Raw genomic sequence first — 20951 nt, forward strand, 5'->3', positions numbered from 1 at the left:
GCCTCCATTTGACGGAGAATTTGCCCATGCGGAAATTGCCCCATCGAGTATTTCTTTAACTCGTAAGAACCCACGTGTGACACTACTCTGATCCATATGCCCTCCTTTTCGGATTAAGACGCTTCGCGCCGGAATACTGAAAACACATGACTCACGTCGAGTCGCTTTCCTCCAATGACTGCGAGGGAAAAACACCGCTAATTTGCGTTTGCCTGAATCAATCGTTCAAGGATATCAAATGCACGCGCGCCGATTTGAAGGCGGTGGCCATCCTGAAAGGCCTCTCGTGTTTCAAGTGAGACACGGGTACGGCCGATCTTTTCCATACAGAGCACGCCCTTTGCCGGTGGAATTGTCGCGCGCACCGGCCCACCGAACCCATCCCGGAATGTCCGAAAGAACACTGAATCCGGGTCGCACAACTGGAGCGATGAAAACTGCCGCGACAACCCCACGGTATCGCATGCACGGAATTCTCACCAGACCTACAAACAGGTGTTCGTCTTTGCTACTCGTCTGACCTGCTTATATCCAGGTATCAACGAGGGCAAGCGCCGATCGGGAGATGAATCAACGTGACACTCCATTTAAGAAGGTTTAAGTCCGCCGTCAGGACTTTTAGCTCTTCATCCCCCTAATCTGCTGATCAGTCGTGATGCCGCGTCGGTATGAAGCCGGCGCGCCACGTCGTGTACGCGAAAAAAATTCGCCAATGTCGTCGTAAACGATAAGGAAGTCAAAATGACCTCTAGTACCGGTAAAGAAATTCCTTCCGCGTCGCGTCGCAACATGTTGATGGTCGGGGCTGGCGCGGTTGCGGCAGCGGTCATCCCCGCTGTTTCCAACGCCGCAGGCACTGCATTGGGCAGCAAAACCGGCAATCATCTTGCACATACAGGAGAACGATCCATGAACTTCGTTACCACCAAGGACGGCGCACAGATTTTCTACAAGGATTGGGGCTCGGGTCACCCAGTGGTGTTCTCCCATGGCTGGCCGCTCGATGCCGATGCCTGGGACGCGCAAATGCTGTTTCTGGTGCAGAAAGGCTATCGCGTGATCGCTCATGATCGCCGGGGGCACGGCCGCTCGAGTCAAACCGCGCACGGCAACGACATGGACACCTACGCGGACGATCTTGCTGCTGTCATTAATGCGCTCGATCTGAAGGGTGCCACGCTCGTTGGCCACTCCACGGGTGGTGGAGAAATCTCGCACTACGTTGGCCGGCATGGAACAAAACGTGTCGCCAAAATGGTCCTGATCGGTGCAGTGCCGCCGATCATGCTGAAGACTGAGGCCAATTCGACTGGGCTGCCCATGTCGGTTTTCGACGGAATTCGTGCCAATACCGCGGCCAATCGGTCGCAGTTTTTCAAAGACCTTGCGGTGCCTTTCTACGGCTATAACCGGCCCAATGCAAAAGTCCAGCAAGGTGTGATCGACGAATTCTGGCGCGAAGGGATGATGGGATCGGTGCTCGGTCAATACGAGTGCATCAAGCAGTTCTCCGAGGTCGACTACACGCCGGACCTCAAGAAAATCGATGTTCCGACGCTGATCCTGCATGGCGATGACGATCAGATCGTGCCGTTGGATGACTCCGGGCGTAAGTCCGCGGAGATCGTCAAGAACGCCACGCTCAAGGTTTATCCGGGCGCGCCTCACGGCATGTGCACGACGGAAGCGGATCGCGTCAACGCCGATCTTCTTGCATTCCTTCAGTCGTAAGCTTGAGGCCGGGCGAAGCCGGTTAAAAGGCTAAGGAGATTGATGCTGCCGGGTTCTGATCCGGCAGCATGGCTATATTCCCTGCTTATTTGCGGTTTCGCCTTCTATCTGCCAGCCGCCTCCCAGCGCTTTGTAAAGCGCAACGAGGTCGAGCGCTGTATCACGCTCGCTCTGCGCCAGTTTGTCGTCGGCGGCGTACAGCGAGCGTTCGGCATCGAGCACGGAGAGGAAGTCATTGAGGCCTTGCTTGTAGAGCCGCGTCGCGATGGTCACGGCCTCCCGATCGGCGGTGACCTCGGCCGCAAGCCTCTCATGCCGTACCTTGGACTGCGCATAAGACACGAGCGCGGTCTCTACATCCCGCAGCGCACCGAGAACCGTCTGCTGGTACGCGGCGGCAGCTTGATCGGTCCGCGCTTCTTCAGCGCGCATTTCAAAGCGAACCTTGCCGGCATCGAAGATCAGCCAGTTGATGCTCGGGCCGATCGAGAAATAGCGGCTCGGCGCGGTCAGAAAAGTCGATGCATTCAGGCTCTCCAGACCCGCAACCCCGGTCAGCGAAAAGTGCGGATAAAGATCGGCTTGAGCGACGCCAATGCGGGCGTTCGCGGCGGCAATTCTGCGTTCGGCTGCGCGGATATCCGGACGGCGGCGCAGAAGGTCGGAGGGCAGACCCACCGGCACGTCAGCGATCGCCGAAGGAATCGCTTGTGGGGTATCCAACTGGGCAAGCAGTTGTTCCGGCGGTTGACCGATCAGCGCACCGATTCGATAGATGGACGCGCGTTCATTCGCCTCGAATGTCGGAATGGCGGCTTCGGTATCGGAGACTTGCGCCTGCGCACGCAGCACATCGAGACGCGAGGCCAGTCCCGCATCGAATTGCGAGCGGGTCAGCGATAGCGAGTCCTGCTGGATCGAAAGATTGCTGCGGGCGACGGCGAGTTGCCGTTGCACGCCGCGCAATTCGATGTAGTTGCGCGCGACCTCGGCGAGCAACGTCAACTCGACATCCCCGCGGTCCGCCACGATCGCCTGATACGACGCGTCAGCGGCCTCGACGCCACGCCGCTTGCCGCCGAACACGTCGATTTCCCACGATGCGTCGAAGCCGGTCTGCCATAGATTGCCGTTGGCGCCCGGACCGAGACCGCCAGGCGGCACGCCGACCGGCACATTGGCGCTGCCATGGGTCCGATCGTATTGGGCGCCGACGTCAGCGGTTGGGTATAGATCTGCTCCGGCGATACCGCGCAAGGCCCGCGCTTCGCGTATGCGTGCTTCGGCAACGGCCAGGTCGGGAGCGGAGTGCAGCGCGTCGGCCATGAGCGAGTTGAGCGTCGCGTCACCAAAGCCTTGCCACCACGAATCGTTCGATGTGGGCGACCCTTGCGAGGTGCTTGCCGCCGGGCCCGTATGTTCCGTAAAACTCGCCGGCACGACCGGTTTCGGCGGCACATAGTCCGGACCCACGGTGCATCCCGCGAGGAGCGCCGCCCATGCCGCGACGATAGCGGCGATGGGGGCGACATGGCGCCGCCGGTAAGGAGGGAGCCCCGCCGGCCGCGCTGCCGCTAGTTCCAGAAGGCAAGCCATGCCGGGCGCTCCCTGACAAAAATTTCCGTCTCGACCGACATGCCCGGCGAGATCAATTTAAGTGCTTCCCCAGGGTTGTCGAGTTCGATTTTCACCGGCACCCGCTGCACCACTTTCACGAAATTGCCCGTTGCGTTTTCCGGCGGCAGGAGCGCGAAGTGCGAGCCGGTCCCGCGTTGAATGCTGTCGACGTGACCGCGAAGCCGCAGGTCCGGAAACGCATCGACGAGGATCGTGACCTGCTGGCCCGGTCTGACGTGGGTCAACTGTGTCTCCTTGTAGTTCGCGGTCACATAGAGCTTGTCCGGGACGACCGACAACAGCGTCTGCCCGGGCTGCACAAAGTTACCCTGCTCGACGCTCTTGTTCGCGACACTGCCGGACTCGGTTGCGTAGATTTTGGTGTACGACAGGTTGAGCGTTGCCTGCTCAAGCATGGCGTGAGCCTGGGCGACGGCGGCCTCGGCCGTTTTGACCTGAGAGCGCGCAAGCGTCGCCTGCGCTTGTGACGCGTCGACCTTGACCTGGGCCGCCGTCACGGAAGCCCGCGTCCCGTCAGCGGCCGCCTTCCCCTCATCGACGCGCTCCGATGACACGGCGCGCACATCTGAGACGGATTGCAGCCGCGCCAGATTGGCGACTGCCAGTTTGGCATTGGCGCGGGCAACGTCAAGTTCTGCCTTTTGCTGGCCGATATTGGCGTCGGCCACCGCGACCTGATTGCGCGCTTCTTCGAGCTTGCCAACCGCCGCCGCGACATTGGCGCGCGCCTGATCCGCCTGAACGGCGTAGTCGCGCGGATCGAGTTCGACGAGGAGATCGCCGGCCGTCACTTTGCTGTTGTCGTTGACATGCAGTGTCTGCACGTAGGCCGGCACCTTGGGGATGACCGAGACAAGATGCGCGTCGATATAGGCGTCGTCCGTCTGCTTCTCGTAGAGGTCCGGCACGAGGAAATACGCGGCGATCGCAAGCAGCACGATCAGCGCGAGTATGCCGAGGATCACCCAGCGTCGATTGTCAGGTAACGGAGGCGGAACAGGTGCGGTGACAGGCGGTGTGATGCCGGGTTTTTGAACCGGTGGCGCTTCGCTCATCGCTGCCTCCGGCCGGGCGAATGGATCGGGTTTGGAACAGACAGGGTTAGCATGGCCGCGCTCCTTATTTTTTGGCTACCGGGGTCGGCGGAATGATGGGAACGAGGCACAGCGCGATCACGCCGACGACCGCCATGAAGGCGAACGCGTCCGCGTACGCGAGCGTGGCAGCCTGGTGTGCGCCTGCTTCGGCGAGAACGTGTAGCGCCGCGCGCTGGCTCTCGAACGGGGTATAGCCACCGCGCGCGACCAGCGTTGCGCTCACCGAAGAGAGCCAGTCTCGCGTCACCGGATTGTCGTGGCGAAGGTGTTCGAACAAGCGTGATGAATGGAGCGTCTCGCGATGCCCGATGAGAATGGTCAGCAGCGCGACCCCGAGCGACGCGCCGAATTGCCTGAAGGTCATGTACAGGGAGACACCATCGAGCAGCTTGTTCTGCTCGATTCTTGCCACCGTGCCGCTGCCCACCGCGGGCAACAACGGGGACAGGCAGCAGGCGTAAAGAATAAGCGGAGCCACATAGTAATAGCCTGGCGTGTCCGTCGTCAGCAGGCGATTGAACAGCACCATCGACGCGATCAGCATGACGAGAGCAAGCACGATCGTCTTGCGTTGGCCGATTCGCGCGATGAGGCCGACCATGAGCGGCCGGATGGCCGCCGCGGTCAACGCATAGATGCAGATGATCTGCCCGGTCTGGGTCGCGCTATGGGTATGGGTCGAGAGATTGCGCAGAAACTCGGGCAGAACGAACAGGCTACCTGACAGGATCATGCCGGTGAAGACACCGATCAACGCGGACGACAACACGTAACGGTCACGCAGCAGACCGAGCCAGAGAAGCGGCGTTCGATTCGCAGGGCTTGCCTGCCAGACGACGAATAGAAGCAGGGCCGCGCCGCCGGTCCAGGCGAGCACGCGAATATGTAGCGATCCGAACCAGTCGTCGATTTCGCCGCGATTGAGAATGATCTGAAGCGAGATCAGCGCAGTCGCGAGAAGAGCAATGCCGAGCCAGTCGGTGCTGACCACGCGCTCGGAGGCGGGCGGCGGGAGTGTCGGAAAGTAGCGGGCCAGGAGCCATATCGCGGCGGCTGCATAGAGCAGATTGGGCAGGAAGATCAGGCGCCAGTTGAAATGGTCCGTGATATAGCCGCTGACCAGAAGCCCTGCCGCACTCGACAGATAGAGCAACGTGGAAGCCTTCATCAGCGATGGGCTGCGCTGCGGTTTGGGCATCAGCACATAGATGCTCGCGCGCCACCATACGACCAGTCCCGCCCCGGCCAGCCCCTGGATGGCGCGCCAGATCAGCATCGAACTGAGATCGGGAGAGATCGCGCAACCCATCGAGGCGATCGCGAATACGACGATGGTCGAGAGCAGGAAGCGCTTGTAGCCGTAGTGCCCGGCCATCCAGATCGAGACCGGTACGCCGAGAAACAGCGCGCAGCTATAGACCGTCAGCAGCCAGCTCGCTTCGTCCGCGGACACGCCCAACGTGCCGGTCAGATCCGCCAGCACCAGGTTCATGCTGTCGAAAGTATAAAACTCCATCCCGGTGGCGAGGCCAAGGCCCGCGAGCAGCAGGCGCGTATGCGCCGGCGACATCACGAGCGCCGGCGCGGGCGGAGGTGAAGCGGGCATCGCTGCCGGCCGTGCAGTGTCACTCATGGCAGGAGCCGATCGATCTGTATTTGACAGGTGATGATCACGTAACGAGCCGCAAGACGGTATGCATCACCGTGGTGACGAGAAGCAGCGTGGCCACGGCGGCCAGATAGAGACCGCCGAACCAGCTCAGACGCCGGACGCGCGGACTCATGCTTCCCATCCCGCCTCGGGCGTCTTGCCGCGAAACGTGCGGTAGGCGAAGGCAGAATACGCGAGTACGACCGGCGTGACAATCACCGCGCCGATCAGGAGGAAGACATGGCTGAGGGTCGCCGATGCCGCGGCCCAGAGCGTGAGACGGAAGGGCACGATGTCCGGAAAAATGCCGAAGCCAAGGCCCGCCACGCCGAGTACGAACAGCGCCAGCGCCAGAAAGAAGGGACGCCCGTCGGCACGGCCGCCAATCGTGCGCAGCAGGGCGGCGCTCACGCCGAGAAACAGCACCGTGATCAGCACGAGGGCGAGCGTATGCGCGGCCCATGCGGCGCGAATGCCAGGTTGAACCCACGCCGCGGCGGCACAGGCTGCTGCGGCGAGACAGACGAAGCCCGGCACCGCCAGACGCAGGCAGCGCTCCGCGAATTGACGCAGCGCCGCTGTCGCTTTCAGATGGAGCCAGCCGGCGCCGAGGACGACATAGCCGGCGAGCACGGCGATCGCGGTCAACGCGGGGAACGGCCGGAAAACATCGAAGACGCTGCCGCCGAAGCTGTCACCAACGACGCTTACCCCCTGGATGAGCCCGCCGACGATCAGCCCCTGCATGAGCGCTGCCACGATCGACCCGACACCGAACGCCGCGTCCCAGAAGCGTCGCCCCTTCTCGATCTGGTAGCGGAACTCGAATGAGACGCCGCGCAGTCCCAGCGCCAGCAACATGACGATCAGCGGTATATAGAACGCCGGAAGCAACACGCCGTAGGCAATGGGGAAGGCGGCGAGCAGCGCGACACCGGCCATGATCAGCCAGGTTTCGTTGCCGTCCCAGGTGGGCATGATCGAATCGACCATGCGGTCCCGCAGCCGTTCGTCGGATTGCAGGAGCAGCAGGGCGCCCACGCCCAGATCGAAACCGTCCAGCAGGACGTAAAGCGACAACGCGAAGGCGGTGAACAGCGCGGAGAGCAGCGGCAGAGTCATGACGGGCTACTCCACTGGAGCCGGGTTGTGGCCGGCAGGATCATTCATCACCGCGGGCTTCAGCGCGTGCTTGAGCGAGCCGGTGGCCACCGGTTCGGACTGTGCCGCCTGTGGACCGCGCCGAATCATGCGCAAGCTGAAGATCAGGAATGCTGTCATGAAAAGCGCGTAGATGCAGACAAACGCGATCAGCGTCGAAAGCAGTACGCCTGGCGGGACAGGCGAGACGGCGTCGGCCGTGCGCAGGATGTTGTAGATCACCCAGGGCTGGCGGCCCGTCTCGGCGAGATACCATCCGCCGAGCGTCGCGATCACGCCGGACGGGGTCATCACGACGAGCGTTCGCAGGAACCAGCGTGTGGTGAAGAGCCGGCCCTGCCAGCGCAGCCACAGCGATGCAATACATACGCCGAACATGATGATGGCAAGGCCGTACATCGTGCGGAAGCCGTAGAAGACCCAACCCATGACCGGCTGGCGGTCGCGTGGCGTGTTCTTCAATCCTTCGACCCGGCCGTTCAGGCTATGGGTGAGCCAGATGCTTCCGAGGTAAGGGGTGCCGAGCGCGAAACGATTGCGCTGGTTCTGCTGATCCGGGACGATGAACCAGTAATAGGGTGCGGGCGATTGCGACTGTTTTTCCCAGAAGCCTTCGGCAGCCTGCATCTTGGCCGGCTGATGCTCGAGCATTTTCCCGTACAGCATGTCGCCGACGAAGACCTGGCAGCCGATCAGGATGGTGGCGAAGGTGAGGCCGATCGAGACCGTCCGGCGTCCGAACGCTTCATGTTCGCCGCGCAGGAGATACCAGGCGCCGACGCCGGTAACGAGGAACGAGCCCGTGATGTAGGCCGCTACCAGCATGTGCGGCAGGCGATATGGCCAGGAGGGGTTGATGATCACCTTCAGCCAGTCGGTCACCACGACCCGGCCGTGTTCGACCACCACGCCGTCAGGCGTTTGCATCCAGCTGTTGGCCGAGAGGATCCACGATGCCGACAGCAACGTGCCGAGCGCAACCATGCAGGTGGCGAGGAAGTGAAGCTTTGGTCCGACCCGGTTGAAGCCGAACAGCATGATGCCAAGAAACCCGGCTTCCAGGAAAAAAGAGGTCAGCACTTCCAGCCCTATCATCGGGCCGATGGCTGGACCCGCCATCTGTCCGAATCTGGCGAAGCTGAGGCCGAATTCGAACGAGAGGACGATCCCGGTGACTACGCCGACCCCGAAGCCCATGGCGAAGATGCCGAGCCAGAAACGGTAGATCTGCAGATAGAGCGGGTCTTTGGTCTTCAGCCACAGACCTTCCATGATGGCCAGAAACGTGGCGAGTCCAATGGAGATCGTCGGAAAGATGATGTGAAAGCTGACGGTGAACGCGAACTGGACGCGCGCGAGGATGGCGGGATCGAGGTTCACGGTTGTCTCCGTTCGGCTTGAGGACGCCGCGAGATCGCCACGGCTAGCGCGACGAAGAGTGCGAGCGCGATGATCGACGCGGGCAGACCGAAGACACCGATGATGGTGAAGAAGAACGCCACGCCCAGGAGGGTTGCGCAGATCGCCCCTAACAGGCGCCATGTGGACGTGGTCTTCATGGCTGGGTGCCCCGGCTTCTCGATCCTGCGGCCGCGACCCCGTAGGCGTTGGGCGAAAATGGATCGTAAGACATAGCAGGTTCCTTCAAGATGGCGGACATCAGTGAGGCGATGATGGCGCATGGATACCTTAAAAGTCCTGAGCGCGTCATAAATCCTGCTAAAGGTGCTGTTCCCTCAAGCATTGACAAGCAGCGTCTCAGTCTTGCGCTCTCTCACGCAGTCTCCGCGGCTAAGTTTAAGAATATTGGTTCTTCGCGGAAAAGTGTGATGAAAAATCGCCATTTTTCAGATTCGAGGCAGCATGCAAGTGAGGATCTTCAGGCGCAGATACTCCTCATCTCGCAATCCGTACGCGCGTCGTTGGATGACCCGAATCTTGTTGTTGAGTCCCTCAACGAAGCCGAGCGGCACCTTGTTTTCTGGCTTGCAATAGGAAGCAATCCCGTCCCAATGACGCTCGACCATCGCGGCAAACTTCTCGTACGGCTTCAAACGCTGCCACTTCAGGCTGGACTTCCAGTTCTCGAAGAAGCGACATGCCCAGCCTTCGCGCTCGTAGTCCCACAACTGCCCGAACGACTCCTTGAGCAAGTACGCGGTATTCAGACGTCGGTTCGCTGCGAGAAGCGTTTTCAAGGAGTCCCTGCCTTCCATCGACAGGTTCTCACGATGACTGAGCAGAACGTACTTCTGGCCTTTGATGTAGCGCCGCTGCTCGCCTTGCAGGCGAGCGTATTCGCTCTTGCGCACTTCATCCAGGGCTTCGTTGAGCTGCTTTATGACGTGGAATTTGTCGTACAGGATGCCCGCATGCGGCACGCGTTCCTGCGCGACGTTGTAAAACGGCCGCCACATGTCCATCACGACAAGCCGGATGCCGCGGGCCTTTTTCTCGCCAAGCCAGTCATAGAACTGATGCACGCTGGCCTCCTTTCGATCTTCGCCACCGAACCAGATCGCACGGCCCCGTATCAGGTCGCTCACAACAATGCGGTACGTCTGTCCCTTGCCAATCGAAATCTCGTCGATGCCGATTACCTTCGGCCCGGGCGTGCCGAACCGCTCCAGCTGCGCCCGCATGTACTGCATCTCGAGGTCCTTGACCGTGTGCCAGTGCAATTGCAGTTCGTCAGCCACGTCCTTGACCGTGCTCTCGCGACAGCGACGACCGACGTACCACGCGAAGCGCTTCGTGTAGTGAGGGTTATCCGCCAGAAAGCTCAGTCGTTCGCCTTTCACGCTGCCATCGCATCGACAGCGGACCCGACGAGCCTCGAGTTCCAGGTAAATCCGTACATCGCCGTTTGGCAGATCTCGAACGCGACGCACCCTGCGATCGTGTATCGAGCACCGTCGACCACATCCCTTGCAGGCCGTTTTTTTGAGCGCCGAGCCAGCGTGACGACGCGCGCCATGCGATCACCGAAGACACCGCGCAGCGCTTCGCAAGGACGGAAACCGTCGAACCGGTATGCGTCGGAAAGACGCTTGCGTTTGCGTGAAGTAGCCATCGCAAAATCATGCCCGATTTCGCGAGGCCATCAAGACGCGCAAACCCTTGCCCAGATCGGCTCTCCGACGTTTTCATCATGAAAAACCATCACACTTTTCCGCGAAGATCCAGAATATTTAAGGTGGTCGTCAGGACTTTTAGTGCGCCCTCACTCTAATCTGCTTCCCAGGTCGTGATACCGCATCGGCCCCAACATGGATGCTGTTGATCCTGTTCGGCACGATCGTGATCGGCGGCGCGGAACGCTACCGTGTTTCATGGTTTACGCGAACGCCGGCGAGCCGGCGCGCATAAGCCGTTCCAATAACAATTCAGGTCCACTCCGCTGAGCCCGCGCCATGACGCCTAGTTGTGCAACCTCGCCTGACATCGTCGCCGGCGTCCCGATCCCGCGAAGTCCAATGGCCGTGGCGGCTGCGGACGCCGCGCTGGCGTGCCTGCCGGACGTGCTGGTCGGGCATGCGGCGCGCGTGTTCGTGTTTGCGTCGCTGACGCTCGAACGCGAACGGCTCGTGTGCGATCCGGGTACGCTATACGTCGCCGCGATGTTCGCCGGCGTCGGTCTGAGTTCGGCATACGGTCATTCGCAACTGCGCTATGAAGTGGATAGCGCCAATGCAGCGCGGGATTTTCTGCGGCGTTACGGCGCCTCGGCTGCCGAGATGAACGATGTCTGGCACGCGATTGCGCTGCATATGACGCCCGGTATTCCGGCGCATATGTCGCCGCTTGCACGGGGACTTTCCGAGGCGGTGCGTACGGATCTGCTCGCGGAGAACCTGAATGCCTGCACGCGAACACAGCGTGACGAAATACTGCAGGCGTATCCGCGGGGCAGCGGGTTCAAGGAACGGATCATCGAAGCAATCGGGCGCGGCATCGCGCATCGGCCGGCATCGACGTTCGGGACGGTCGGCGCGGACGTACTCGAGCGGATCGATCCTGAATACTGCCGCGTGAATTTTTGCGGGCTGATTCTGGGCGCGCAATGGAAAGACTAGCGGGCGATCCGCGGCTAGCAGCAAACAGGGGTATTGAACAAGGCGCAGTAGGCCATCGTGAAGCCCACCGCACGCCGGCATGCAAGCCAGTTTCGGTCAGTGAAACACGCAGGTCGTCGTCCTGTATGACCGAAGGGTCAAGAAATTTGATTTGATCGATCAAAAATTTGTGCTATTTGCGGGCTCGAACTGCCGTAGTATTTCCCCGATCTGACGATCCAGATAAGATCCTCCTCGCGGAGCTCTTCAGGGTCCGGTTGCGCACGCTTCTGTTCTGGCCTGACAACCCATGGAACGGACGATCGTGACATACGCAAAGCTGTCGCTCAATCGATTCACTCTTCTGGATTCGCGAGCTTGCGATGATTCAAATTGGACAACTTCATATTTCGCTCGAGCGTCGGGAAATACGCTCGCATGGCGAATCAGTGCGTCTCGGCAGCCGCGCCTTCGACGTCCTTGAATTGTTGATTGCCGCAAACGGGGCGCTGGTCTCCAAGGATGAGATCATGCGGCACGTCTGGCCCGACACGATCGTAGAGGAAAACAACCTCCAGGTGCACATTACGGCGATACGCAAGGCGCTGGGCGCGGATCGCGACCGTATCGTGACGGTGCCGGGCCGCGGTTACCGTATGACCGGCGTGAAGATGGCGGCGGGCGCTGAGATTGCGGAGGTGAGCGCGGACGCCCTCGCGATACACAGGCCAGATGCGTACCGGTTAAACACGCACAATCTTCCTCTCCATGTGTCGGTGCTGGTGGGGCGGCAATGCGCCGTCGCGGAGGTGCTGGCCGCCATCGAACTCGCGCAAATCGTGACGCTCGTCGGATCGGGCGGCATCGGCAAGACGCGCCTCGTTATCGAAGCGGCGAGACAAATGCTGCCCCGCTTTCCCGACGGTGTGGCGTTCGTGTCGCTTGCGCCGGTGTCGGACTCTCGCTTTGCGCTGGACGCACTTGCGATGGCGCTCGGCATGAAGATTTCTTCGTCCGGGCTTTCGCTTGCGCAGATCGCGCATGAGATGAGGGGCAAGCGCCTGTTGATCGTGCTGGACAATTGCGAGCACGTAATCGAAGCCGCTGCCACGATGGCGGAGGCGCTGGCGGCAGCCGGCGAAGGTATGCGGGTGCTGGCGACGAGTCGCGAAGCCCTGCGGGTGCGTGGCGAAGCCGTCTATCCGGTTCTGTCGCTCGACGTGCCCAGCCCTGAAAACCCAAGCGACGACGTGTTGCAGACGAGTGCGGTTCAGCTGTTTCTCGCGCGCGCCCGCGCTGCCGATCCGCAATTTTCGTCAGACGAACGCAGCATTTTTCTGATCGGAGAGGTCTGCCGGCATCTGGACGGTATTCCGCTTGCCATCGAACTGGCCGCGGCGCGTGCTGCGGTCCTCGGCATTGAAGTGCTGGCGGCGCGGCTCGACGACCGCTTGCGGATACTGTCGGGAGGTTACAGGACGGCGTTGCCGCGCCATCAGACGTTGAAGGCGACACTCGACTGGAGCTACCGTCTACTCGACAACAGCGAACGTGTCATCTTGCGCTGGCTCGGCATGTTCGTCGATGCGTTCACGTTCGATTCGGCCAACTACGTCGGCGCGCAACTTGGCTTCACGCAGACGGAAGTGCTGAATGCGCTGAGCGGCCTCGTGTCGAAGTCGCTGGTGATCCGAGCCGACGGCAGCGCTTCACCGAGGTATCGTCTGCTGGAAACGACACGCGCCTATGCGCTGCAGCGACTCGACGACAACGGCGAGCGTGGCGCCGCCGCGCTCGCTCACGCAAAGTCGTTCTGCGAACGCTTCAAACGCGCGCGCGACGATCTGGCGGTGACGTCGCTGCAAGACGGTCTGGCGGATTTCACGCGTGAAATCGGCAATGTGCGAGCCGCGCTCGACTGGGCTTTTTCGGCCACGGGCGATCAAATGGTCGGCATCGAGCTTGCCTCGATTGTCGTGCCGTATCTGTTCGATCTTTCGCTGGTCGACGAATGCCGTAGCCGCGCGCGCGCCGCGCTCGATGCCGCGCGTGATACAGACGCTTCAGCCTTTCCGCCCGAAGCGCGCTTGAGGCTGACGACGAGCTGGGCGGCTGCGCTTGTCTATACGCAGGGTCCGACTATGCAGACGATGGAAGCATGGTCCGAGGTGTTGACGCTTGCTGTTGCTGTGGACCATGCCGGCTTTGAATCGCGCGCGTTGTGCGGACTACGGCACTCGTATCAGGCGGGCGGGGAGGCGCGCCAGGCGCTGGTCGTGGCGCGGCGCTTCGAAGCGCTGGCCGGTCAGTTCACAGACGCCACGCACAGTCTGATCGGCCGCCGCATGGAAGGCGCCGCGCTGCATTACGTCGGCGAGCAGCGCATGGCTCGCCAGAAGCTCGAAGAGATGTTGAGCGCCTGGGTACCCTCGGATCATCGGTGGAACACGATCGGCTTCAGGTTCAACCAGGCCATCGTCGCGCGGGCGCTGTTCGCGCGCGTGACGTGGGCGCTGGGGGACACGGCAGGGGCGATGCGGCTTGCCGGAGAGGCGCTGGAGGCCGCCGTTCAACACGATTTCGAACTCGTGACCTGCTATGTGCTCGGCGACGTTTTTGTGCCGCTTGCGCTGCTCGCGGGCGAGCGCGCGGCAGCAGAACGCGGACTTGCGATGCTGAAGGGCATTGCGTCGCGCGTGTCACTGTCGATCTGGCACACCTGCTGTGCGTGCTATGACGAGTATCTGTTTTCACTGTCCGGCGAGCATCCGCACAGGCTGGCGCAATTTCGCAGCGCGCTGGACGAACTTCGTGACATCGACTTTCTGGCGCAACTGACGATGCTGCTATGTCAGTTCGCCCGCGCACTGATGCGTGCGGAACAGTACACAGAAGCGCTGGCCGCGATCGACGAAGCTTTGCAGCATTGCAAGGAGACGGGGGAGCGGTGGTATTACGCCGAGCTGTGCCGTGCGAAAGGTGACGTGATGCGCGCGTTGCAAAGGGACGCGGATGCCGCAGCGTGGTTCACGACCGCGCTGGAGTCGGCACGCCAGCAGAGCGCGGCCGTTCTCGCGGTGCGTGCCGCGAGTAGTCTCGCGCGGCTCTGGATCGAGCAGGATCGCTTGGGCGAGGCGCGCAACCTGCTGTCGCGAGCGCTGGCTCGCCTGAGCAAGTACCCGGCCGATCCGGATGTTCAGGACGGCTGGGCCTTGCTGGCCGAACTGGAGGTAAAAATCGCCGCCGTCGACAACAAGGATTCCCGGCCGGCCTGTATCGGCGCTTGACACGTACCGGCCGCCGTCATACGTACTGGTTGCTGACGAAACGCTCCACGAGATCGGGTGCGTCGAGACGATCGATCCACCAGCGCATCGCCTGTCCGGTTTCGTCTTCGCGCCAAGCCATATAAAAGTGGGTTACATCCCGCATGCCGAAGACCTGCTTGGCGACGAGCTCGCCGCGTGCGATAGGCGCTGTCGCGAGGCACTCGGGAATGGTGCCGACAGCGAGCCCTTCGAGTTGCGCGGCGAGTTTGCCGGCGAGCGTGGGCAGCGTCAGGCAATTTTGCGTAGCGGCGGCACCGACGGAGCGCGGCATCAATTCGCGCGAGGTATCGCCGATGACCGCGCCGCGATAGCGTGCGACGGTTTCCATGGTCAGCGGTTCGGGAAGCTCCGCGAGCGGATGAGTGGGCGCTACCACGAAAATATGGCGCATCGAACCGATCGGGCGGGTGACGAGATTGGGCAAGTCGGGTGGATCGCCCGCGGCGCCAACCACGAGGTCGGCACGCCGCGTAATCAATGCATCCCACGTGCCGCCCAACACTTCCCGAGACAGGCGCAGGCGAGTCTCCATGTTCATGTCGTAAAACGCATGGACGTGCGGCCAGATTGCGTCGAAAGGCAGGATCTCGTCGATGCAGATGCGCAGGTCCGCTTCCCAGCCGTGTTGCACGCGTTTTGCCTTGAGCTCGAGTTCTTCGGCGCCTTGCAGCAGACGCCTGCCTTCCTCGACCACCACGCGTCCGGCGTGTGTGAATTTTGCCCGCCGGCCGCTCCGATCGAACAGGTTGACTTCGAGGTCGCTTTCGAGCTTCTGCACCAGATAGCTCAGCGACGACGGCACACGATGCAGAAGTTCGGCCGCCTCCGCGAACGTGCCGGTGCGATCGATTGCATCGAGTGCTTCCAATACCTCAAATGACAGCTTCATCGAAGATTCCCGCGGTAGTTGCCTGATTGCGCCTGTCCTGGACTGCGCACGGTTTGATAGGCTCGATTGTCGCACTGAGTGGGAGGGCGGTGGTGGCACAGATGCGCCTTTCGAAGGTCTTCAGAAAAAGATCGCGCGCATTCGCAAGACGAGGTCGTGCTTGGCAAATTTGCAATCGGTTGCGTGATTCACGTATTTTTGCGTCGCCCTGTCTACCTGAGTACTCAGGGTTAACTATGGCATTTTTAAGTTTTGACATCGGGCAATTCATCGCTCACGCAATCGTATCCACCACGCCGCCGTCCACTCGCAAGGCCGCGCCTGTGGTCGCCGAAGCCTGCTGCGAGCACACGTACACGACCATGTTCGCGATTTCCTCCGTGCTTGCCGGCCGCTGGATGATCGAACTGCGGCGATGCGCGCGCACGAACTCGATGCCAACCTGTTCGACCGTTTTGCCTTGCGCCTTCGCGGTCTCTTCCACCATTGCCCGAAAGCCGTCCGACAGAGTGGGACCCGGCAGCACGGCGTTCACCGTTACGCCCGTGCCGGCGGCCTGCTTGGCGATGCCGCGCGCGATGCTCAGTTGCGCGGTCTTCGAGAAGCCGTACGCGAGCATATCGGCGGGAATGTTCAGTGCCGACTCCGAAGAGATGAACACCACGCGCCCCCATTTACGTTCCATCATCCCTTTGAGGTAGCCGCGCGTCAGCCTTACGCCGGACATCACGTTGACCTGAAAATAGCGTTCCCAGTCGTCGTCGGTGGTGGTGAAAACGTCGCCGGGGCCGTACACGCCCAGGTTGTTCACGAGGATGTCCGCTTGCGGCACGGCTTTCGCCAGCGCGTCGCAGCCCTCGGGCGTGCTGAGGTCGCCGGCGAAACCGCGTAGCTTTGGCGTGGGAACAGTCTTAAGAATCGTGTCGATGGCGCGGTCCACCGCTTCCTGTTTGCGTCCATTGACAATGGTGTTCGCGCCCGCCGCCGCGATCCCCGTGGCGATCGCGAGGCCGATGCCCGCCGTGGATGCGCTGACAATGGCGGTTTTGCCCGATAGATCGATGATCACTGGCGTGTTCCTTGTAGAAACGTTACTGATATCCGCGACGCAGCTCCACCTTGTGCAAGCTGCGCCGTGCAGATTCTCTATACGTCGATCAGACGGCGCAGGTTATCGCCACCCAAGGGCATGTCGCGCAAGCGCTTTCCGGTCGCATCGAACAACGCGTTGCCGAGCGCGCCGGCGGTCGGACCCATCGACGCTTCTGCAGCCCCGAGAAACGGCAAGCCTGGCCGATTGATCAGATGCACGTTCAAACTGCGCGGCACGGCGGAATACCGCAGGATCGGGTAGCTGCTCCAGTCGAAGCTGCGGATTCTCGCTGTGTCGAACTGCAATTGTTCATAGAGTGTCCAACTGGTGGATTGAATCAGGCCACCCTCGATCTGGTTGCGGATGCCGTCGGGGTTGACGATCTGCCCCGCGTCCACCGCCACTTCGGCGTGTTCGAGAATCACCTGGCCCGTCTCCGGCACCACGGATATCTCCACGGCCATCGCCACATACGACATCAGGTTCTTGTACTTGCCGAACGCAAAGCCGACGCCGTGATTGACCTTGCGTGGCGCGCGCGGCCAGCCGAATTTCTCGGCCGCGAGCCGGATCACGTCGCGCGCGCGCGGATCCTGCATATGCTTGAGCCGGAACGCGACGGGGTCGGCGCCGGCCGCGGCGGCCAATTCGTCCATGAACGTCTCGATCGTGAAGACGTTCATGTGCGCGCCGAGTGAGCGCATCGCCGACGTTTGCAACGGCATGGTCGGCGAGAAGTTGTTCATCACGTGCATGTTGGGGAACGCGTACAGCGGAATCGCGTTGCGGTCGCCGCCGCCTTCGGGCTGCAGCATCGGCGTCGACGGCGCCGGCACGAACGGCTTCTCCAGCATTTGCGCGGGAAGGAGCCGGCCCGCGTTGACGATCCGCTCGTTGTGCGAGCTGCTCCACAGTGCGTAATCCCAGTTGACGATGTTGCCGCTCGCGTCGAGCGATGCGCTCACTTCGGTGACCATCGCGGGTGTGAAGTGATCCCAGGTATGCTCCTGTTCGCGCATCCATTGCACGCGAACCGGCTGGCCCGCCATCTCGCGGGCGATCAAGGCGGCGTGCGTGGCTACGTCGTCCGCGCCGTTGTGCCCGTAGCAACCCGATCCCTCGACGTGAACGCAGCGCACATTCTCTTTCGGCAGCGACAGCATTTCCGCGAGCGCATCGCGCAGCGGATAGACGCCTTGCGAGTGCGTCCAGACCGTCATGGTGCCGTCCTTGAACTGCGCGACCGAGCAGGACGGGCCGATCGAACCGTGCAGCATGTAGTGCTTGGTGTACTTCGCGCTCAGCGTTTTGACGGGCGTGCCGGCCGCGTTATGCGTGTTCGCAATCTCGATGTGTTGGGTGGAAATCGTCTTCAGATCGCGGTGTACGGTATCCGGGTCGGGCAACGTGCGTCCGGCGCTCCACTGACTTCCCGCGGCCAGCGCGCGTTGCGCCTGCACCGCCTGCCATTCGCCTTTGGCGACCACCGCCAGCATGCTGCCGTCCCGGATCACCTTGACGACGCCCGGCATTTTCAGAATCTCGGGCGTATTAGTCTGCAGCAGCTTCGCAGCATAAACCGGCGGCAGCACCACCCGCGCATGCTGCATGCCCGGCATCGACATGTCCTGCACATAGCTCGCACCGCCCGTCACCTTGCCTGGGATGTCCAGGCGCGGCAACGACGTGCCGATCGTCACGAAGGTGGTGGGGTCTTTCAACGGCGACGCCGGCGTGGCCATGCGATGCAGATCGACTGCGCCGACCGCCTGACCGTACGTCATCGTGCGGCCGTCGGGCGCCTTGATGACCGCGTCCTGAACTTGCAGCACGCTGCTCTCGACGCCGAAGTGTTTGGCCGCCGCATCGACGAGCAGGCCGCGCACCTGGGCGGAGGCGTTCAGCAACGCACTGCCGCTGTCGACGATGGTGTGGCTGCCTGCCGTGAGTCCCTCGTCCGGCGAGGCGCCCGTATCGGCCGTCAAAAACGTGATCAGCGAGGGCGCCATGTTCAGCTCTTCGGCCGCGATCTGCAGCAGCGCAGTGCGTACGCCCGTGCCTAATTCCACCTTGCCGGTGTAGACGGTCACCTTGCCCGCGGGATCGATCTTGATCCATGCATCGAGAAACGGATTGGTCTTCAGGCTGCCCGCGAGCGTCTCGGTCGCTTTGGCGACGTGCACGGCGGCGCCTTCGTCAGCGATCACCTCCTGGGCCATTGCCTTGACGCCAGGGAACAGGCTGAAGCTCACCACCAGTGCGCCGGACACCATGAAGCGGCGGCGTCCCTCGTTGATATCGTCTTCCTTGACGCTCATTGCGTGCCTCCGTGGGTCGCCGCGTCTTGGGTCGCGGCGGGCGTCGCGTCTGGTGCGGGCAGGTGCGCGACTTCGCGGATCGCGGCGAGGATGCGCATGTGGGTGCCGCAACGGCAAAGATTCGGCTCCATGTGCTCGCGCAGCTCACGCTCGGTCGGGCGCGGTTTGCGCTCGAGCAGCGCCTGAGCGCGCATGATCATGCCGGCGATGCAATATCCGCACTGCGCGGCCTGATGCTCGATGAACGACTTCTGCAGCGGGCCGGGATGCTCGGCGGTGCCGAGACTCTCGATCGTGCGCACGGGGCGGCTGCCGATCGACGACACGGGCATCAGGCAGGAAAAGGCGGCCCGGTCGCCCACGATCACCGTGCACGCGCCGCATTGTCCAAGCCCGCAGCCGAACTTGGCGCCGTGCAGGTGCAGGTCGTTGCGCAGTGCGTAAAGCAGGGGGGTCGACGGATCGATATCCAGCGCGTGCTGCACGCCATTGACGGTAAGGTTGATCATCGCGCGTTGTTCTCCTTTCTGACCTTGGCGACCATTTCCTCGACGTCCTTCCACTCGCCGCGCTGCGAATAGGTCGCGCGGATATAGGACACCAGGTCGGCGATCTGCTGGTCACTATAGATTTCGCTGAAGGACGGCATGTAGTTCATCCTGTCCTCGCCGTGCCAGCCATTGCCGCTGAGAATCATCTGAGCGGCGTTGCGTGGTGTTGTTGCGTTGACGGCGGTGCTGAACGCGAGCGTGGGGCGCTCGCCGATCGATTGCATCGGTGCGGCGGGGCCGTGGCACTGCGCGCACGATGCGCCGAACAGGATCGCGCCGCGTTGCGCCGCAGGCGACGCATCGACGTCACCCGCGCCCTCGGCAGCGGCATTCACAATGGCCGGTCGCGCTTTCTGAATCGACAGGATGTAGGTGGCAATCGCCTGCACATCCTCTTCAGGCACGGTAGCGAGGTCACGCGTGACGGGCAGCATCGGGCCCGCCGCGGCGCCGTGTTCGCTGGCGCGGCCGCTACGCAGATACGTGACGAGCTGTTCCTGGGTCCAGGGCTTCGGCGCCGCGCTGAGTGCGTTCAGCGGAGGGGCTTCCCAGCCGTCGACGATGCCGCCGTCGAATGCATGTCCCAGCTTTTCACCGCCAATCGCATTGAGCGGCGAATGACACGAGGCGCAGTGACCGAGGCCATCCACCAGCAGCTTTCCGCGATTCCACTCGGCATCTTTTGAGGCATCCGCGGCCCGCTCGCCGGGGTGCAGGAACAGGATGTTCCAGAAGGCCAGCAACGGCCGGAAGTTCAACGGAAAGATCAGGTCGTTGGCAGGCGCCGTCGCATTGACCGGCTCGCGCGTCATCAGATACGCGTAGGCGGCCGAAATGTCGCCATCGGACATACGGGTGAAGTGAATATAGGGAAACGCGGGATAGAGCAGGTGACCGTCGCGCGAGACGCCGTGGCGCACCGCTCGCGTGAATGCTTCGAGCGACCAGCTGCCGATGCCGGTTTCGACATCGGGCGTGAGGTTGGTCGCGTAGATGGTGCCAAACGGGGTGGCAAGCGGCAGGCCTCCTGCGAACGGTGTGCCGCCCTTCGCGGTGTGGCACACGATACAGTCGCCGAGCGCCACGACGCGCGCGCCGGCGAGCCTGGTCTGCGCGTCGAACGACGCCGCCGCCGGCGGACTGATCGGTGCGATGGCGGGCTTCCACACCAGCAATGCGACGACGATCAGCGCGGCCACGAGGACCACGCCGCCGAACGTCAGCAATTTAGACTTGCGAGTCATTCATGCACCTGTTGAAAGGGAGGACAGGGTGATTCCTTTACAAACGATTGAACGTCGCTCGCATAGAGGACTATGTTGACTAGCGTATCGCCGATGCCATGGAATTTCCTGAAGCTGCGCTGAAATCTTGTTAACCGGACAGTGCCCGGACAACGCGCGGACGGCGCGCCGTCCGGGCGTCTGAGTGACGATGC

The 20951-nt window shown here is 62.1% G+C and carries 14 protein-coding genes and 1 pseudogene; 3 read left to right on the plus strand and 12 right to left on the minus strand.

The genetic code is table 11. The annotated features are described in order from the left end of the window. Window positions 1–909 precede the first annotated feature (909 nt). Window positions 910–1731, plus strand: a complete 822-nt coding sequence (locus GNZ12_RS02375; protein ID WP_172308817.1) for an alpha/beta fold hydrolase — start codon at window positions 910–912, stop codon at window positions 1729–1731. 72 nt (window positions 1732–1803) lie between these two features. On the opposite strand, the gene GNZ12_RS02380 is transcribed toward GNZ12_RS02375, so the two are convergent. The 7 genes and pseudogenes from GNZ12_RS02380 to GNZ12_RS02405 form a co-directional block, all read right to left on the minus strand. Continuing rightward, the gene (locus tag GNZ12_RS02380; RefSeq protein WP_172308818.1) at window positions 1804–3327 is read right to left on the minus strand and encodes an efflux transporter outer membrane subunit; all 1524 of its coding nucleotides are present in this window, start codon (window positions 3325–3327) and stop codon (window positions 1804–1806) included. Next, a complete protein-coding gene (locus GNZ12_RS02385; RefSeq protein ID WP_172308819.1) occupies window positions 3306–4424 on the minus strand; it encodes an HlyD family secretion protein in 1119 nt (372 codons plus the stop codon). Before GNZ12_RS02385 ends, GNZ12_RS02380 begins: the two co-directional genes overlap by 22 nt. A 64-nt stretch (window positions 4425–4488) precedes the next feature. Further along, on the minus strand, window positions 4489–6099 hold the full coding sequence (locus tag GNZ12_RS02390; RefSeq protein ID WP_235993533.1) for an MFS transporter: 1611 nt from the start codon (window positions 6097–6099) through the stop codon (window positions 4489–4491). A gap of 147 nt (window positions 6100–6246) precedes the next feature. Beyond that, a complete protein-coding gene (cydB, locus tag GNZ12_RS02395; protein ID WP_172308820.1) occupies window positions 6247–7239 on the minus strand; it encodes a cytochrome d ubiquinol oxidase subunit II in 993 nt (330 codons plus the stop codon). A gap of 6 nt (window positions 7240–7245) precedes the next feature. Next, a complete protein-coding gene (locus tag GNZ12_RS02400; RefSeq protein WP_328805932.1) occupies window positions 7246–8658 on the minus strand; it encodes a cytochrome ubiquinol oxidase subunit I in 1413 nt (470 codons plus the stop codon). Beyond that, entirely contained in the window at window positions 8655–8837 is a 183-nt protein-coding gene (locus GNZ12_RS44100; protein WP_235993535.1) for a hypothetical protein, read from the minus strand. The genes GNZ12_RS02400 and GNZ12_RS44100 overlap by 4 nt, the downstream gene beginning before the upstream one ends. A 288-nt stretch (window positions 8838–9125) precedes the next feature. Beyond that, window positions 9126–10211: pseudogene (locus tag GNZ12_RS02405) on the minus strand (ISL3 family transposase); the annotation flags it as partial. Between the two features lie 480 nt (window positions 10212–10691). On the opposite strand from GNZ12_RS02405, the gene GNZ12_RS02410 reads away from it, so the two are divergent. Together GNZ12_RS02410 and GNZ12_RS02415 are read left to right on the plus strand one after the other, a co-directional pair. Further along, window positions 10692–11354: an HD domain-containing protein gene (locus GNZ12_RS02410; RefSeq protein WP_172308822.1), complete on the plus strand. Its 663-nt coding sequence runs from the start codon at window positions 10692–10694 to the stop codon at window positions 11352–11354. A 362-nt stretch (window positions 11355–11716) separates the two neighbouring features. Next, window positions 11717–14620 carry an ATP-binding protein gene (locus tag GNZ12_RS02415; protein ID WP_172308823.1) on the plus strand — a complete coding sequence of 968 codons (2904 nt, stop codon included), beginning with the start codon at window positions 11717–11719 and terminating at the stop codon, window positions 14618–14620. A 16-nt stretch (window positions 14621–14636) separates the two neighbouring features. On the opposite strand, the gene GNZ12_RS02420 is transcribed toward GNZ12_RS02415, so the two are convergent. The 5 genes from GNZ12_RS02420 to GNZ12_RS02440 all read right to left on the minus strand — a co-directional run bounded on the left by GNZ12_RS02420 (window position 14637) and on the right by GNZ12_RS02440 (window position 20757). Then, window positions 14637–15551: a LysR family transcriptional regulator gene (locus GNZ12_RS02420; protein WP_172308824.1), complete on the minus strand. Its 915-nt coding sequence runs from the start codon at window positions 15549–15551 to the stop codon at window positions 14637–14639. 274 nt (window positions 15552–15825) lie between these two features. Continuing rightward, window positions 15826–16620 carry an SDR family NAD(P)-dependent oxidoreductase gene (locus GNZ12_RS02425; RefSeq protein ID WP_172308825.1) on the minus strand — a complete coding sequence of 265 codons (795 nt, stop codon included), beginning with the start codon at window positions 16618–16620 and terminating at the stop codon, window positions 15826–15828. Between the two features lie 77 nt (window positions 16621–16697). Then, a complete protein-coding gene (locus GNZ12_RS02430) occupies window positions 16698–18962 on the minus strand; it encodes a xanthine dehydrogenase family protein molybdopterin-binding subunit (RefSeq protein ID WP_172308826.1) in 2265 nt (754 codons plus the stop codon). After that, window positions 18959–19471 carry a (2Fe-2S)-binding protein gene (locus tag GNZ12_RS02435; protein WP_172308827.1) on the minus strand — a complete coding sequence of 171 codons (513 nt, stop codon included), beginning with the start codon at window positions 19469–19471 and terminating at the stop codon, window positions 18959–18961. Before GNZ12_RS02435 ends, GNZ12_RS02430 begins: the two co-directional genes overlap by 4 nt. Further along, window positions 19468–20757, minus strand: coding sequence for a c-type cytochrome (locus GNZ12_RS02440; RefSeq protein ID WP_172308828.1), 1290 nt, complete (start codon window positions 20755–20757; stop codon window positions 19468–19470). The genes GNZ12_RS02435 and GNZ12_RS02440 overlap by 4 nt, the downstream gene beginning before the upstream one ends. Window positions 20758–20951 lie beyond the last annotated feature (194 nt).

The sequence above is a fragment of the Paraburkholderia solitsugae genome (assembly GCF_013177695.1).
Lineage (GTDB): Bacteria > Pseudomonadota > Gammaproteobacteria > Burkholderiales > Burkholderiaceae > Paraburkholderia > Paraburkholderia solitsugae.

Coding starts and splice junctions, on each gene's coding strand:
- GNZ12_RS02375 (WP_172308817.1), top strand. CDS start 910: ATGAACTTCGTTACCACCAAGGACGGCGCACAGATTTTCTACAAGGAT.
- GNZ12_RS02380 (WP_172308818.1), bottom strand. CDS start 3,327: ATGGCTTGCCTTCTGGAACTAGCGGCAGCGCGGCCGGCGGGGCTCCCT.
- GNZ12_RS02385 (WP_172308819.1), bottom strand. CDS start 4,424: ATGAGCGAAGCGCCACCGGTTCAAAAACCCGGCATCACACCGCCTGTC.
- GNZ12_RS02390 (WP_235993533.1), bottom strand. CDS start 6,099: ATGAGTGACACTGCACGGCCGGCAGCGATGCCCGCTTCACCTCCGCCC.
- cydB (WP_172308820.1), bottom strand. CDS start 7,239: ATGACTCTGCCGCTGCTCTCCGCGCTGTTCACCGCCTTCGCGTTGTCG.
- GNZ12_RS44100 (WP_235993535.1), bottom strand. CDS start 8,837: ATGAAGACCACGTCCACATGGCGCCTGTTAGGGGCGATCTGCGCAACC.
- GNZ12_RS02410 (WP_172308822.1), top strand. CDS start 10,692: ATGACGCCTAGTTGTGCAACCTCGCCTGACATCGTCGCCGGCGTCCCG.
- GNZ12_RS02415 (WP_172308823.1), top strand. CDS start 11,717: ATGATTCAAATTGGACAACTTCATATTTCGCTCGAGCGTCGGGAAATA.
- GNZ12_RS02420 (WP_172308824.1), bottom strand. CDS start 15,551: ATGAAGCTGTCATTTGAGGTATTGGAAGCACTCGATGCAATCGATCGC.
- GNZ12_RS02430 (WP_172308826.1), bottom strand. CDS start 18,962: ATGAGCGTCAAGGAAGACGATATCAACGAGGGACGCCGCCGCTTCATG.
- GNZ12_RS02435 (WP_172308827.1), bottom strand. CDS start 19,471: ATGATCAACCTTACCGTCAATGGCGTGCAGCACGCGCTGGATATCGAT.
- GNZ12_RS02440 (WP_172308828.1), bottom strand. CDS start 20,757: ATGACTCGCAAGTCTAAATTGCTGACGTTCGGCGGCGTGGTCCTCGTG.